This window comes from Paenibacillus sp. FSL R5-0766 (assembly GCF_037971845.1).
In the GTDB taxonomy this organism is placed as follows: domain Bacteria; phylum Bacillota; class Bacilli; order Paenibacillales; family Paenibacillaceae; genus Paenibacillus.
In genome coordinates, this window is the sequence record NZ_CP150227.1 from 4,764,240 (window position 1) to 4,777,854 (window position 13,615).

13 protein-coding genes, 1 pseudogene and 1 other annotated feature are annotated in these 13,615 nt (G+C 46.4%); of the genes and pseudogenes, 1 reads left to right on the plus strand and 13 read right to left on the minus strand.

The window, feature by feature from the left end; translation table 11 throughout:
• Positions 1-560: 560 nt before the first annotated feature.
• The 4 genes and pseudogenes from MKY66_RS20665 to lspA form a co-directional block, all read right to left on the minus strand.
• Positions 561-788 (minus strand): annotated as a pseudogene (locus MKY66_RS20665) (decaprenyl-phosphate phosphoribosyltransferase); the annotation flags it as partial.
• A gap of 203 nt (positions 789-991) precedes the next feature.
• Complete coding sequence (locus MKY66_RS20670) at positions 992-2,245, minus strand: LL-diaminopimelate aminotransferase (RefSeq protein ID WP_076211514.1); 1,254 nt, start codon at positions 2,243-2,245, stop codon at positions 992-994.
• Positions 2,246-2,355: 110 nt separating this feature from the next.
• Positions 2,356-3,327 carry an RluA family pseudouridine synthase gene (locus MKY66_RS20675; RefSeq protein ID WP_076211516.1) on the minus strand — a complete coding sequence of 324 codons (972 nt, stop codon included), beginning with the start codon at positions 3,325-3,327 and terminating at the stop codon, positions 2,356-2,358.
• Positions 3,311-3,805: a signal peptidase II gene (lspA, locus tag MKY66_RS20680; protein ID WP_017687321.1), complete on the minus strand. Its 495-nt coding sequence runs from the start codon at positions 3,803-3,805 to the stop codon at positions 3,311-3,313. Before lspA ends, MKY66_RS20675 begins: the two co-directional genes overlap by 17 nt.
• A 222-nt stretch (positions 3,806-4,027) precedes the next feature.
• Between lspA and MKY66_RS20685 the strand changes: the two genes are divergently transcribed.
• Complete coding sequence (locus MKY66_RS20685; protein ID WP_076211518.1) at positions 4,028-4,765, plus strand: TraR/DksA C4-type zinc finger protein; 738 nt, start codon at positions 4,028-4,030, stop codon at positions 4,763-4,765.
• Positions 4,766-4,806: 41 nt separating this feature from the next.
• Here MKY66_RS20685 and MKY66_RS20690 read toward each other — a convergent pair whose 3' ends face one another.
• From MKY66_RS20690 to MKY66_RS20730, 9 genes are all read right to left on the minus strand, one after another.
• Positions 4,807-5,166, minus strand: a complete 360-nt coding sequence (locus MKY66_RS20690) for a DUF5665 domain-containing protein (RefSeq protein ID WP_017687319.1) — start codon at positions 5,164-5,166, stop codon at positions 4,807-4,809.
• Positions 5,167-5,331: 165 nt separating this feature from the next.
• Complete coding sequence (gene ileS / locus MKY66_RS20695; protein ID WP_076211520.1) at positions 5,332-8,430, minus strand: isoleucine--tRNA ligase; 3,099 nt, start codon at positions 8,428-8,430, stop codon at positions 5,332-5,334.
• Between the two features lie 338 nt (positions 8,431-8,768).
• Positions 8,769-9,061 (minus strand) — a binding site (T-box leader).
• A 57-nt stretch (positions 9,062-9,118) separates the two neighbouring features.
• Positions 9,119-9,628 (minus strand): DivIVA domain-containing protein, encoded by a 510-nt coding sequence (locus MKY66_RS20700; protein ID WP_017687316.1) that lies wholly within the window; start codon positions 9,626-9,628, stop codon positions 9,119-9,121.
• A 240-nt stretch (positions 9,629-9,868) separates the two neighbouring features.
• Complete coding sequence (locus tag MKY66_RS20705; RefSeq protein WP_076211528.1) at positions 9,869-10,651, minus strand: YlmH/Sll1252 family protein; 783 nt, start codon at positions 10,649-10,651, stop codon at positions 9,869-9,871.
• A 15-nt stretch (positions 10,652-10,666) separates the two neighbouring features.
• Positions 10,667-10,936, minus strand: coding sequence for a YggT family protein (locus MKY66_RS20710; RefSeq protein WP_036674839.1), 270 nt, complete (start codon positions 10,934-10,936; stop codon positions 10,667-10,669).
• Positions 10,937-10,943: 7 nt separating this feature from the next.
• Positions 10,944-11,411: a cell division protein SepF gene (locus tag MKY66_RS20715; RefSeq protein ID WP_036614853.1), complete on the minus strand. Its 468-nt coding sequence runs from the start codon at positions 11,409-11,411 to the stop codon at positions 10,944-10,946.
• Entirely contained in the window at positions 11,402-12,103 is a 702-nt protein-coding gene (locus MKY66_RS20720; RefSeq protein WP_036614854.1) for a YggS family pyridoxal phosphate-dependent enzyme, read from the minus strand. Before MKY66_RS20720 ends, MKY66_RS20715 begins: the two co-directional genes overlap by 10 nt.
• 6 nt (positions 12,104-12,109) lie before the next feature.
• Complete coding sequence (pgeF, locus tag MKY66_RS20725) at positions 12,110-13,009, minus strand: peptidoglycan editing factor PgeF (protein ID WP_076211530.1); 900 nt, start codon at positions 13,007-13,009, stop codon at positions 12,110-12,112.
• A 51-nt stretch (positions 13,010-13,060) separates the two neighbouring features.
• Positions 13,061-13,453 (minus strand): YlmC/YmxH family sporulation protein, encoded by a 393-nt coding sequence (locus MKY66_RS20730; protein WP_143760324.1) that lies wholly within the window; start codon positions 13,451-13,453, stop codon positions 13,061-13,063.
• Positions 13,454-13,615 lie beyond the last annotated feature (162 nt).

Here is a 13,615-nt window from a genome sequence, read left to right on the forward strand (position 1 = left end):
GCCAGTCTCACGGGACTGATTTAAAGGTGCTATTCATGTCGTTCATATTGCAGGACCTCACAGGGTTCTGTAATCAATATGTCCGTTTGTCTTCATGAATTATGACAGAAAGACAACCCCCTGTCAACACCTCACCATCGCAGGTGAAAACCCTCTGCTACGTTCTTCTTAGAATCAGCAGTTAGGCTGAAAAACATCCATGCACAATACATCTCATTGGTTATTCATAATTATACAACATTTCTGCATATTTATCCATAGGAAAATGAGAAATTTGATATAACCAAAATAACCCTCTACCTGCATCCACAGATGCGGTAAAGGGTTAATAATACTTTTAATGGACTGCGTCTGAATCTTGAAGGACCATACGATCCTGCTCCAGTTGTTCATAGGACTGCTTAATCGTGGATAAGGTCTCGATATGACGATATATATATTATTACCGGCCGTAATAAGCACCGATAACATAAGCAGAACGATTAGTGCATTTTTGCCCAAGCACGAACGAATACGGATGACGAAACCTCCACCCAACAGGAAAAACGCAAACAGATAAGCTGATCCCTGTCCCGGTCTACAAAGTCATTTAAAATATACACACAGCCTGCAACGAGGCTAAATAGAATAAAACCAAGCAACGTCGCAAGAATGGTTTCCGTCCGAATCTCCTCAAAAGAGAATAGTAACGCAGCAAATAACAGCAGATTTTTAGTCCACTGTTTGGGTCTTAACAATCTGATTAATCCTGACACTGTACTGCCTGTTCCTGTAGCCGGTGAGGACACCGTACTTGTTCGTGATGATAACAATTGTAATAACTCCCTTCAAAAACAACTTCTGTATATAACAAATAACGTAAAGATCTAATCATATGTTGCATGTATAATTTTGTAAAGGGAGTAAATGAAAAATTTCTAATATGGGCATAAAAAAAGAGACCGTATCCGGTCTCTTCGTTAGTACATGATTTAACTATTGGGTACTGCGATTAAAATTCAAATTGTACGTCGCTCAGACGACGTTTGATCTCAGCAATAACACGTTTCTCTTCCTCTTCACCCTTCGCTTCAAAGGTTACAGAGAAACGAACAAAGTTACCCGCATCATCCCAAGGTACGGATGAGATCAGTTTCTCACGAATAAGGAATTGGGAGAAATCTTCGCCGGATTCGAAGCGACGTCCGCCAACCACACCTTTTGGTGCTTCTACATACAGGAAGAATGAACCTTTAGGTTTTTCAGCCTGGAAGCCCAAATCGTTCAATGCGGCAACGAGCATGTCATGACGGCGAGAATATTTCTCTGCAATTTTTTCCGTAATTTCAGGGTGATTCAATCCATAAGCAGCAGCCTTTTGAATCGCGATGAACTGACCGGAGTCATTGTTGTCCTTCACGTCGCTGAATGCTTTGACTACAAGCGGGTTACCCGCTACAAATCCGATTCTCCAACCCGTCATGTTGTAGGACTTGGATAGAGAGTGCAGCTCTACGCCGACATCCTTCGCACCAGGTACCGAGAGGAAGCTGAACGGTTTTTTGCCATCATACGTCAATGCTGCATATGGAGCATCATGTACAACCACAACATTATATTTCTTAGCCCATTCAATGACTTCAGTGAAGAACTCCACCGTCGCGCTTGCACCTGTTGGGTTGTTCGGATAGTTCAGGTAGAGCAACTTCGCACGTTTTGCGATGTCTTCCGGGATAGCCGTCAGATCAGGCAAGAAGTTGTTCTCTTTCGTCAACTGGATGTTGAACACTTCTCCACCCAGATACTTCGTATGTGTACCCATAACCGGGTAACCTGGAACGGTCATGATCGTCACATCACCCGGATTGATGAAGCATGAAGGCATCATCGCCAAAGCCGGTTTTGAACCAATGGAGTGCACGATCTCAGTATCTGCATCGATACCTTCTACGTTGAATACGTTTTTCAGGTAGGAAGCAGCAGCAGCTTTGAATTCAGGAATACCATTGTCAGCATAACCACGGTTCTCAGGTCTGGAAGCTTCTTCTGCAAGTGCAGCTACAATGCCTGCATCAGCCATTTCGTCCGGTTCACCTACACCAAGGTCAATCAGTTCCACATCGGGAAAATCTTTTTTGGCCGAAGCTTTGGCACGTTTGATTTTCTCGAATTTATAAATGTTCGTGTCTTTACCATAGTTGGAGCCACCGATACGGTCGGCAAAATTAGTCTGAATGTAAGTTTCTTGATATTTATCGATACTCATAACGTTGTTCATCTCCTCATTTGACGCAAATTTCTACACTTTAATATGAAGCATTTGCGTGATCAAAGCCATGGACAAAGTATCCGAACATTTGTACTTTCTTGGAGCTGTTAACGACTGCGTAGCGAAGCAAGCACGTCTTCCATATCTTGCGGAATCGGAGCTGAAAATTCAAGGTATTCTCCCGTTGTTGGATGCACAAATCCAAGAATGGCCGCATGAAGAGCCTGTCCTTGCATTTTGATGCCTTTATTCCGTCCATAAGTTGGATCTCCTACAAGCGGGTGACCGATAAATTTCATGTGAACCCGAATCTGGTGAGTACGTCCTGTCTCCAGTTTCAATTCCAGCAAGGTGTAATCATTAATCCGCTCTGTAACAGTAAAATGCGTAACGGCATGTTTACTGTTACGTTCTGTGACCGTATACATTTTACGGTCATTGGTATCTCGTCCAATCGGTGCATCAATGGTCCCTTGATCATGATTAAGATGACCATGAACAAGCGCAATATACCGTCTATTCACCGTATGTTCCTTCAACTGAGCAGCCAGTGATGCATGCGCACGATCGTTCTTGGCAGCCATAATCAGGCCAGATGTATCCTTATCGATACGATGCACAATACCAGGACGCAACTCCCCATTAATACCCGAGAGGTCTTTGCAGTGATGCATAAGTGCATTAACGAGGGTACCTGACGTATGTCCTGGTGCCGGATGCACCACAAGACCACGCTGTTTGTTGATCACGATCAGGTCGCTGTCTTCATATACCACTTCCAGCGGAATATCTTCGGCAATGATCTCCACAGCAGCTGGTTCTGGAATCTGTAGTTCAATCAGATCACCTTCGGATAACTTGGCATTGGCTTTGACTACAGCACCATTTACTGTAACCATCCCGTCTCCAATCCACAATTGAACCTGGGAGCGAGATACGTTATCCACAGCTTCCGTAATATATTTGTCAATTCGTTCTTTTTTATGTTCAGCGGCAACGGTCCATTCCATACGTTCATTGCCATTCATTAGTTCTTCGTCGTTGATCTGTTCCTTATTCGGATTACTCATGATGTTCATTCCCTTCAATCTTCGCGGCTGCTTTTTCGCGCCGTCCTTCAAGCAATGTCTCCACTATGATCAACCCTACACCGATGCAGATTGCCGAATCGGCGATGTTAAAAATGGGAAACGTATAACTTCCAAAATTAAGCTGTACAAAATCTACAACTTCTCCGGTCAATGCCCGGTCAAGGAAGTTGCCAATTGCTCCACCAAGCACCAAACTAAGCGCCACAGGCAGCAATTTGTGCGGGGTATCTTTTACCTTTTGCAAATACCAAATCAAGGCAACGACCACAATCAACGTAACCACAATAAAGAACCAACGCTGGTCTTGCAGAATGCCAAAAGCTGCTCCTGAGTTACGATGTGATGTGATGACAAAGAAATTGCCGATGACCGGAATCTCTTCTCTGAGTTCCATCCGGGTTGCAATCAGATACTTGGTTCCCTGATCCAATAAAAATACGATAAAAGCGAGGATATAATACACCACGTTTGTTTGTCACTCCGTTCTTGTCTTTTCCAAACGATACCAGGCTTACGCCAGACTTGTTTATTGTAGCACAGCTGTTTGGAAATCGTCCACGACGCGCTACATCAGCAATGCTTATGGCAAAAACGATAACATTTCCCTTCTGTAATCTTGCCCTTAATGGCACATCCTACAATAGAGTCAAAATCCGGATTCCAGCATGAAAGCAGAAAGGGGAAAATCATGTCACATTTTACTAACGAACAACTGCAATTTTTACGTTCCCAACTGATGTCCGATAAGCGCGATATTGAACATAGACTTTCGGAAAACGAGCATTATGGCCTTGGAGATTCCCTTAAGCTACAGACAGGTGAATTATCACCAATTGATAACCATCCTGGTGACATAGCCACGGAGGTGTATGAACGCGAGAAAGACATATCCCTGCTGGAACATGATGAATTCCAATTGGAACGAATTGATTCTGCACTGCACTCCATCGAAGAAGGACATTATGGTACATGTGCGGTCTGCCAGCAACCCATCCCTTATGAACGTATGGAAGCTGTTCCCTACACCAAATACTGCAAAAAACATCAACCGGAAACCGTTGTCTCCGAAAACCGTCCTGTAGAGGAAGAATTCCTTGCCCCGGCATTTGGTCGAACCAGTCTGGACGAGCGTGATGACCAAAATGGCTTCGATGGCGAGGATGCCTGGCAGATCGTTGAGAGCTGGGGCACATCGAACTCACCAGCCATGGCTGAAGGACGTGATATCGATAGCTATGATGTTATGGCGATTGAAGCAACCGATGAAGTGGAAGGCTGCGTTGAAGCGTACGAAAGCTTTGTTGCCACGGACATCTATGGTCATGACGTCTCCATCGTGCGCAATCGGCAATATCGCCAGTACCTGGAGAACCGTGAGGGCGAGGGTCTGTTAGAACCGGATATGGAGACGGATGACATGTACTAAATGCACTTTGATATCTTTCACCTTTAATCGCTGCTAATCGCTTAGTATGTGTTCATATCAAGCTGGCGCTGGACAATGCGCACAATATCAGCGATGTAATCTCCAACAATGGGAAGATTGAGCGCCCCAAGTAGCTGCAAAACGTAAATGATCGTTGCTGCAAAAAAGGTAAATCCAATCGCGATCCCCACACCTCGGGCGGCTCCAGACAACAGGTTAAGTCCAATCAATTTCCATGGCCTGTTCAGCAATTCTGTGTATTGCGCTATTCGTGAACGTTCCAGTTCATTCGCCAGACGGTTCGTCAGGGTATGTAACTCTTCAATTTTGTCATGGGAATTGAGATTATCTGATGTTGATTGTTGTGAAGTGGAGGCGGTTTGCTTGTCATGTTCGCTCATGTTTTGGTCAGTTCCTTTGATCAATATAGATTGACTGCACTATAGAATCATTGCCTTATTGCCTAAAAAACAAACGAGCCCAGATACAGGGAATATGTCCCTGCCACTGCGGCTCGTTTGTTTATACTCTATATTCTATCCCTGTTGAATGGGACATGCTCCGAATTACGCTTCGATGTAAATACCGATCGATTTGCCTCCGGCTTCAACGCGTTCCATGGACTCATTCGAACCAAATGTAACTTCGTTTACGAGAACATTTTCACGCAAGACATCATCAAACGCCTGAATAGCTTCCTGAAGGGATGCATCCACATCCAGTGTCAAACGTACTCTTTTCTCAATCGGCAGATCCAGACGTTTCCGGGTATCCTGCACAGCACGAACCACTTCACGGACCCAGCCTTCCTGTTCCAAGGCTGGCGTGATTTCGGTATTGAGTGCAACCGTCAGACCGTAACCCGATGCTGAAGCAAAACCAGATTTGGCCTGTTTATCAACCAATAATTCTTCGCTCGTCACTTGCAGCTCTTCGCCTTCCGGAGAAACGATGTTCAGCACACCCTCCGAAACCACTTTACGTGTCTCATCAGCCGACATTCCCTTGAAGAAGTTTTGCAGGAATCCTACGTTTTTACCGTATTTCTTACCTGCAACTTTCAGGTTCAACTTCAATGTAAAGTCAACGAATTCCGCATCATTATGCTCCGTACGGATTCCTTTTACATTGATCTCTTCCTTGATGATCTCTTCATAACTTGCCAGGTCAAACCCTTTATCGAGAGAAACAATCAATTCGGACAGCGGCTGACGTGTCTTGATACCTGTTTCGTTACGAACGTTACGGGCAAGTTCAACCACGCGGCGAGCCGTCTCCATATCCTGTTCCAGTCCTGCATCAATCAGCGCTTTATTAGCTACCGGATAGTCTTCCATGTGCACACTCTCGCCTGTTGCAAGGTTCAGATAGATATCTTCTGCAAGCATCGGTGTAAACGGAGCAACCAGTTTCGCAGTAGTCACCAACACCTCAGTCAATGTACGGTAAGCATCCAATTTATCCTCTGTCAGACCACTTCCCCAGAAACGGTCACGGGAACGACGGATATACCAGTTACTCAGTTCATCGACAAATGCTTCAATCGCTTTGGAAGAGTTCAGATAGTCGTTAACCAGCAACGCTTTTTCTACAACCAGGATCAGGCTGTTCAGTCTCGACAGAATCCAGCGATCCAGCTTGTGTGCGGACAGTTGGAACGGGTGCTCCTGTGGATCAAATCCATCAATGGTAGCATAAAGCGTCAGGAATGCATGGGTGTTGACCAGCGTATCCACCATTTTGGATTTTGCTTCCCCTACGATACCTTTGGAGAAACGTTTGCTGTTCCACGGTGCACTGTCAGACAACAAAGCCCAGCGGAATGCATCTGTACCGTATTCTTCAATCACTTCCCAAGGATCGATAACGTTACCTTTGGATTTGGACATCTTCTGTCCGTTCTCGTCAAGAACGTGTCCTGTAGCCATAACCGCTTTGTAAGGCGCTTTGCCTGTCAAAAGGGTGGAAACCGCCAGCAAGCTGTAGAACCAACCACGTGTCTGGTCAATTCCCTCACAGATCATATCCGCAGGATACTGCTGTTCGAATACTTCTTTATTTTCAAATGGATAGTGCTGCTGGGCAAACGGCATGGAGCCGCTGTCGAACCAGACATCGATCACTTCCGGTGTACGTTTCATTTCATATTTGCCACAAGAGCTCATGACTTTAACGTCATCCACATATGGTTTATGCAATTCAAGATTCTCAGGCACATCACCTACCGCACGAGCACGCAATTCTGCAATACTGTGTGGAGCAAATTGTTCGCCCGTCTCCTCGCACACCCAGATGTTCAGCGGAGTTCCCCAATAGCGATCACGGCTGATATTCCAATCCACCAGATCCTCAAGGAATTTCCCGAAGCGACCTTCACGAACGTGACCTGGGTACCAATCCACTTCACTGTTGTTGGCAATCAATTGGTCCTTGATGGCTGTTGTTTGGATAAACCAGCTGTCCATTGCATAGTACAGAAGCGGTGTATCACAACGCCAGCAGAACGGATAGCTGTGCTCATATTTTTCTTTGCTGAACAAACGTCCATGCTCAGACAGATATCGCACGATATCAATATCACAATCCTTCACGAAACGTCCGGCAAAGTCAGTCACTTCAGCGACAAATTTACCTTCCAGGTCCACCATGTTCACAAAGCTGATCCCATTCTCACGGCATACACGGTAGTCATCTTCACCATGGGCAGGAGCCATGTGTACGATACCCGTACCACTTGCATCCGTTACAAAGCCTGCACCCAGAATGATGTTAGCTTTCTCAGCCTGTACGTAGTTGAACGGAGGATCATACGTTTTGCCAACCAGGTCGGCACCTTTCAGTGCACCGATGATCTCATACTCACCCTTGGTATCTTTCATCACTTTTTCAACCAGATTGGTTGCCATGATGTACACTTCATCACCTTGACGAACACGGGAGTAGTCCATATCCGGATTCACGGCAAGTGCAACGTGTGAAGGCAGTGTCCAAGGTGTTGTCGTCCAAGCCAGTACAAATTCTCCGCTGTCATTCAGTTTGAATTTCGCTGTAGCACTCAGATCTTTGACGTCTTTGTACCCTTGTGCAACTTCATGGGAACTCAGTGTTGTCTGACATGATGGACAATACGGGCTCACACGGTGACCACGATACAACAGACCTTTCTCATGGATTGTCGCCAGGATGTTCCATACACTCTCGATGTAGTTGTTATCAAGGGTGATATATGGGTTATCCATATCCGTCCAGTATCCGATACCTTCTGTCAAATCACGCCATTGTTGCTCGTACTCGAATACGCTCGCTTTACATTCGTTAATGAATTTTTCCACGCCGTAATCTTCGATTTCCCACTTGTGGGAGATACCAAGCTTCTTCTGTACACCCAGCTCTACAGGCAGACCATGTGTATCCCAACCTGCTTTACGAACGACACGGTAACCCTTCATCGTGTTATACCGTCCAACAAAATCCTTGATTACGCGTCCCAGTACGTGACCGATATGCGGTTTACCGTTCGCTGTAGGCGGCCCTTCATAAAATACGAAGTTTGGCTTACCCTCCCGGTTTTCGATGGTTCTTTTGAATGTGTTCTCCGTTTTCCATTTATCTAACACGCGTAATTCTCTGGCACGTGCCTTCTCTTTGACGTCAACTCGTTGCATGATGATTATCTTCCCTTTCTTTGGTTGGATTGTGGACCGTCCACAAAAAGCGTTTCAATCCCCCTAAATCCCCCTTGCCAAGGGGGACCCCATAGGTGCTCGCCCTCTGGACACCCGGGATGGGTTGTCGTTGGTGGAACAGTGGCGCTTATGGGCGAGGGTTTATGTGCGTAGTGGCGGCCATTTTGCGGCTGTTCCCTGCGTGAACGCCGCATGGCCTTACCGCGAGGCGGGTGTTGCCGGGTGCTTCGCTTTCCCGGCGGGTGGCACTCTCCCTGAGGTCCCTTCGGGCCTCAGGGACGTTCGCCTTTTTTGGACACAAAAAAGCCCCGTCCCTGGAAAGGGACGAGGCTATACTCGCGTTACCACCCTAATTCTGTTCATCACAAACCACATCCAGGCAAGCCTGGGTATGCTCTGTCATCAACAGCGCTTATGCCCCGCTAAACTACTGCAGGGTGCCGTTATAACGTACGGCTTACGGTTCGGCTTACACACGGCAATCATAATCACCGCTTCAGCGTCACTTCTCCGGGGAGATATTCGGCTATAACTCATCCATTGGTTTGCACCAACCACCAACTCTCTGAGGGATGAGATCATAACGTACTGAACCCGTCATGGAATCACTATTCATTATGAATATAGTTATAGCCTCTTTGCAGACAAAAGTCAACCAGGCGACAGACTAATAAATTTCTTTCATCTCCCGCTCACGGTCACGCACTTCCTGCTCCCGGCTCTCCAGCACTTCCCAACCATCCTGAGTCAACAGTTCAAGCTGCGCTTCAACAAGCGTGCGGAAACGGGCTCGATAAATCGATGCCTGCTTTTTCAGTTCTTCCACTTCCAAAGCAATTTTACGCGATTTTCCCAACGATTCGTTCACGATCCGGTCTGCATTTTTCTCTGCTTCCTTCACGATCAACTGCGCTTCTTTCTTCGCATTACCCTTCACATCATCAGCAGCTTCCTGCGCAATGATGATCGTTTTGCTAAGCGTCTCTTCAATTGTAGAAAAATGATCCAGTTTCTCCTGAACGGACAGCAACTGATTGCTCAGCTCTTTGTTCTCGCGAATGACGCCTTCGTAATCTTTGATGACTTGATCCAGGAATTCATTGACTTCATCCTCGTCATACCCGCGCAAACGTCGGGAAAATTCCTTGTTGTGTATGTCCAGCGGCGTTAATGGCATGCTGTCCACCTCCTGTTAAAGTTCCTTCCCGTTCAGAGAAGGTTTGCAGCATATGGGTACCACCCAAGGGGCCGTATCGTTGATGCCTAACCTTGGCAACGAATACGGAATGCAGGATCAGAATTGCATCCTCCAACGTTCATGTAAAGCTTTGACTTAATGTTTATCGGATACACCGCGTATTTTCTACACCTTTATGATAAACATTTCGACAAGAAAGCGGATTTTCCTGCAACAGACTCAGGCAAATTTGCCGATTTTCACTCGGCAACGCCCTTTTTTGGTCATCCCATCCTGTTCCATAACCTTGAAACGGCCAAATCCCTGGATGGATACGACATCACCCGCTTTTAGCGATTTGGAGGGATCTTCCTCAACTTTCCAGTTCACACGGCAGCGACCAGCTTTGATTGGCACCAGCACTTTACTGCGACTAAGCCGATACACATCTGCGCAGATTCCATCCAAACGAAGAGAAGCGACCGTAATGTCCATCGTCTCCAGTTTACTCTCTGACCATCGCATCTGATCCAAAGGAAGTAACTCTGTGAACACATGTAACCGATGCACCTGATTCAGTTGAAGCGATAAAAAAGCGCCGGTTTCCGCCGCCACCACTGTATGGCAACCGTCCTCCAGCACTTGGATATCCCCGATCTTTCCACGTTTCATCCCAAGCCCGAGCAGGGAACCCATATAGTCCCCATGCTCCAGCTCCGAGATTTTCTGATCATCAGACGTAATACTGAGCACCTGCATACCCATATCCTCATCATCCAGATACATGTAATCAGGTGCAACCAGCGCACGCTTGCGTTCAGCAGCCTCGTAACCACCATCCAGACGAATCTGAACGTCGTTACGGCGATTGGCAAGAGTCTCTAAGATAAAAACCTGTCTTGGATCAAGAAAGTCAGTTAGCTTCATGTCATGATACTTACCCGCCTGCTCAACCCAATCCGAAGCCTTATCTACAAAATCCCGCTCATCATGGCTAAAATGTTCATAAATTTCACCGCTCATCTATGTCACCCTACCCTAATATGCAAAATACCGAAGTATGGAGATCAGCCCATTAAGCGCAAGTTGCAGAACGATCAGCGCCACAATCGGGGAAATATCCAGCACACCGAACAAAGGCGGTATAAATCGGCGAAACGGTCTTAGATATGGTTCCACTAATTTGCCCAGCCATTCACCGATGAAGCTTTCCCGCGCATTGGGAAGCCAAGACATCAATATGTAGACAATGACCATGTAAAAGTAAATCTGGTATAACGTGTACAACACGCTTTCAATCTGATACAAAAGTGGCTCACCTCATTCTGTTATAATCTTGCTCGCTGTCAGCCAGTATTTCCGTAATTGATCCCTGAATTTCAACCGTATCTGGCGTACAGAGAAAAATGTTTCCGCCGATTTTGGAAATACCGCCACCCAATGCATATACCGTGCCACTCAAAAAATCAATAACGCGCAGCGCTTGGTCCTGGCGAATTCGTTGCAGATTCACCACAACGGTACGATGCGAACGCAGATGGTCGGCAATTTCCTGAGCCTCGTCATAAGAACGCGGTTCATACAGGACAACTTTAACATTTTTCTGGGAATGAATGCTCACCACATTATTCCCCCTTTGGTTTCTACGTTTATCGAGACTGGAGGTTTCAGCTTCCTGATGTTCAGCCTCATTTTCCTCCTGCGCAGCCATTCGCTCACGTTCCACAATCTCTTCCTCTTCCTGAAGTCCGAGGAAATTCATAAATTTATTCATTACGCCCATCGTGAACCCTCCTCTTTTCCTACGAGAATCGATCCTAGCCGTACCCAGGTTGCACCTTCTTCAATGGCCACTTCAAAATCATTGGACATCCCCATCGACAGCTCAGTCAATGGCTCTGCTGTAAGGGCTTGTCCATTCAATTGATCTCTCAGCTCACGCAATCCACGAAATACGGGACGCGTCAGCTCCGGATCTTCCTCATGAGGTGCCATAGTCATCAGGCCGACGACCTTGAGATTGTTGAACGAACGAATATCACGCAAAAAAGAACTTGCCTGTTCAGGCTGTAAGCCATACTTGCTCTCTTCACCCGAAATATTCACCTGCAAAAACGTTTCCACTTGGATACCAAGTGAAGCTGCTTTTTTATCCAACTCCTTCGCCAATGACAAACGATCCAGTGAATGGATGTAACGAAACTTGCCAATCACGTCTTTCACCTTGTTCGTCTGCAAATGACCGATAAAATGCCAGGTACCCTGCTGACCAAAAGCTTCCCATTTGGCCTGTGCATCCTGCCACCGGTTTTCTCCAATATGCTCAAGACCATGATCCAGCACCGATCCCGTTGTTTCAAGTGAGACATATTTCGTGACCGCAATCACATTCACATCATCACGATGACGGTTACTGCGCCGACATGCGTCCTCGATCTTCTGATTTACCTGTTGTATACGCTCCTCCAATGACACAGAGGGTCACCTCTCTTCCAGCCCAATCCAGCTCGCCATCCGCCCTGTAACACCATTTTCCTTCCGATAGGAGAAAAATAGTTCGGGATGACAACTTGTACACCATGTTGTACATTCGATATGATCCGGCATTATTCCTGCTTTCATCATAATGTGTCGATTACATTCTTTCAAGTTTAACATCGTTTTTCCGTTATTCACGGCTCGATATGCTTGTTTAGAAGCAGAATCCTTGTATTTATCATTAACCGGGGAATCATCAAACCAAACCCGTACATGCTGCATGACCGCCTCATCCACTTCATAACAGCAATCCCCAATCGACGGACCGATTGCAGCTCGAATGTCCTGCCTACGGCTGCCATACTCCCGTTCCATCGTCTCTACCATGGATACAGCAATACCTGCGACTGTACCTTTCCAGCCGGCATGAGCAAGACCTACCGCCCGCTGCACAGGGTCATAGAAATAAAGCGGAACACAGTCTGCGTAAAAAGAAGTCAGCAACACACCGGGCACATTCGTGACCAATCCATCCGTATCCTGCAACGCAGATTCACGATCAAGTAATCCTCTGCTCCGATCTTCAGCGGTAATTACAGCTACATGTTTGCCATGCACCTGCTCTCCACAGGTCCATGCTTCTGCTGCAAAACCAAGCTTCTCGGTTACAAGCCTGCGGTTGTTAAGTACAACTCTAGGATCATCCCCCACATGATAAGCACAATTGAGCGTGGCATACGGAACTTTTCCAACTCCACCATGTCTCGTCGTAAACCCGACTGACAGCTGTTCAAATTGCTGTGTCCAAGGCTCAACATATAATAATAACGGATCAGGACCGAAATCTGAATTTGGGTTCTTGGTCCGTTCAAGTAATTCCTTATCCAATACAAAGGGTTCCATTATCTCACCTCACCACTTCCAGTGTACCAAATGAGCCACATTCTGTCTCATTTATATCGTTCGACGCTGATTACGTTCCGACCGTTCAATACGTTCCACACGCTCTATCCGGTTATGCTGCTGTTCATCATACAGGCGCGCTTCGCGATCACGCTCGTCGTACGTATTTTCCTTCACCTCATCCATCTTCACCAGAATCACATCTGAACCAATCTTCACAATGTTTCTCCAGGGAATCACCAGATCTGTCCCCCCGCCAAAAAGACCCATAAAACGGCTGTACCCTGGCACAACAATCGCTTCAATTCGTCCCTGCTTCAGATCCAGCTCCAAATCACTGATCTGACCGAGGCGTTTACCATCCGTAATGTTAATGACATCCTTTGTCTGAAAGTCCGAGATCTTCATGCCTCGTGCCGCTACTTCGCTCGTATTTACTTTCATTTATTTCCGCCCCCTGTTATTCCTCTTCTGCCCGTTCTTCACGCTTCTATACAATATATGTTTCAGGGGCGAAAAATGTCCTGTTTTTCACCGAATGTGGCAACGTTCCAAAACAAAAAAAACGACCAACGGTATACACTGCCCCGATTGATCGTCCTTCTG

Excerpts from the sequence above, each read along its gene's own strand:
- MKY66_RS20670 (WP_076211514.1), bottom strand. The coding sequence starts at position 2,245 with ATGAGTATCGATAAATATCAAGAAACTTACATTCAGACTAATTTTGCC.
- MKY66_RS20675 (WP_076211516.1), bottom strand. The coding sequence starts at position 3,327 with ATGAACATCATGAGTAATCCGAATAAGGAACAGATCAACGACGAAGAA.
- MKY66_RS20685 (WP_076211518.1), top strand. The coding sequence starts at position 4,028 with ATGTCACATTTTACTAACGAACAACTGCAATTTTTACGTTCCCAACTG.
- MKY66_RS20690 (WP_017687319.1), bottom strand. The coding sequence starts at position 5,166 with ATGAGCGAACATGACAAGCAAACCGCCTCCACTTCACAACAATCAACA.
- ileS (WP_076211520.1), bottom strand. The coding sequence starts at position 8,430 with ATGCAACGAGTTGACGTCAAAGAGAAGGCACGTGCCAGAGAATTACGC.
- MKY66_RS20700 (WP_017687316.1), bottom strand. The coding sequence starts at position 9,628 with ATGCCATTAACGCCGCTGGACATACACAACAAGGAATTTTCCCGACGT.
- MKY66_RS20705 (WP_076211528.1), bottom strand. The coding sequence starts at position 10,651 with ATGAGCGGTGAAATTTATGAACATTTTAGCCATGATGAGCGGGATTTT.
- MKY66_RS20715 (WP_036614853.1), bottom strand. The coding sequence starts at position 11,411 with ATGGGCGTAATGAATAAATTTATGAATTTCCTCGGACTTCAGGAAGAG.
- pgeF (WP_076211530.1), bottom strand. The coding sequence starts at position 13,009 with ATGGAACCCTTTGTATTGGATAAGGAATTACTTGAACGGACCAAGAAC.
- MKY66_RS20730 (WP_143760324.1), bottom strand. The coding sequence starts at position 13,453 with ATGAAAGTAAATACGAGCGAAGTAGCGGCACGAGGCATGAAGATCTCG.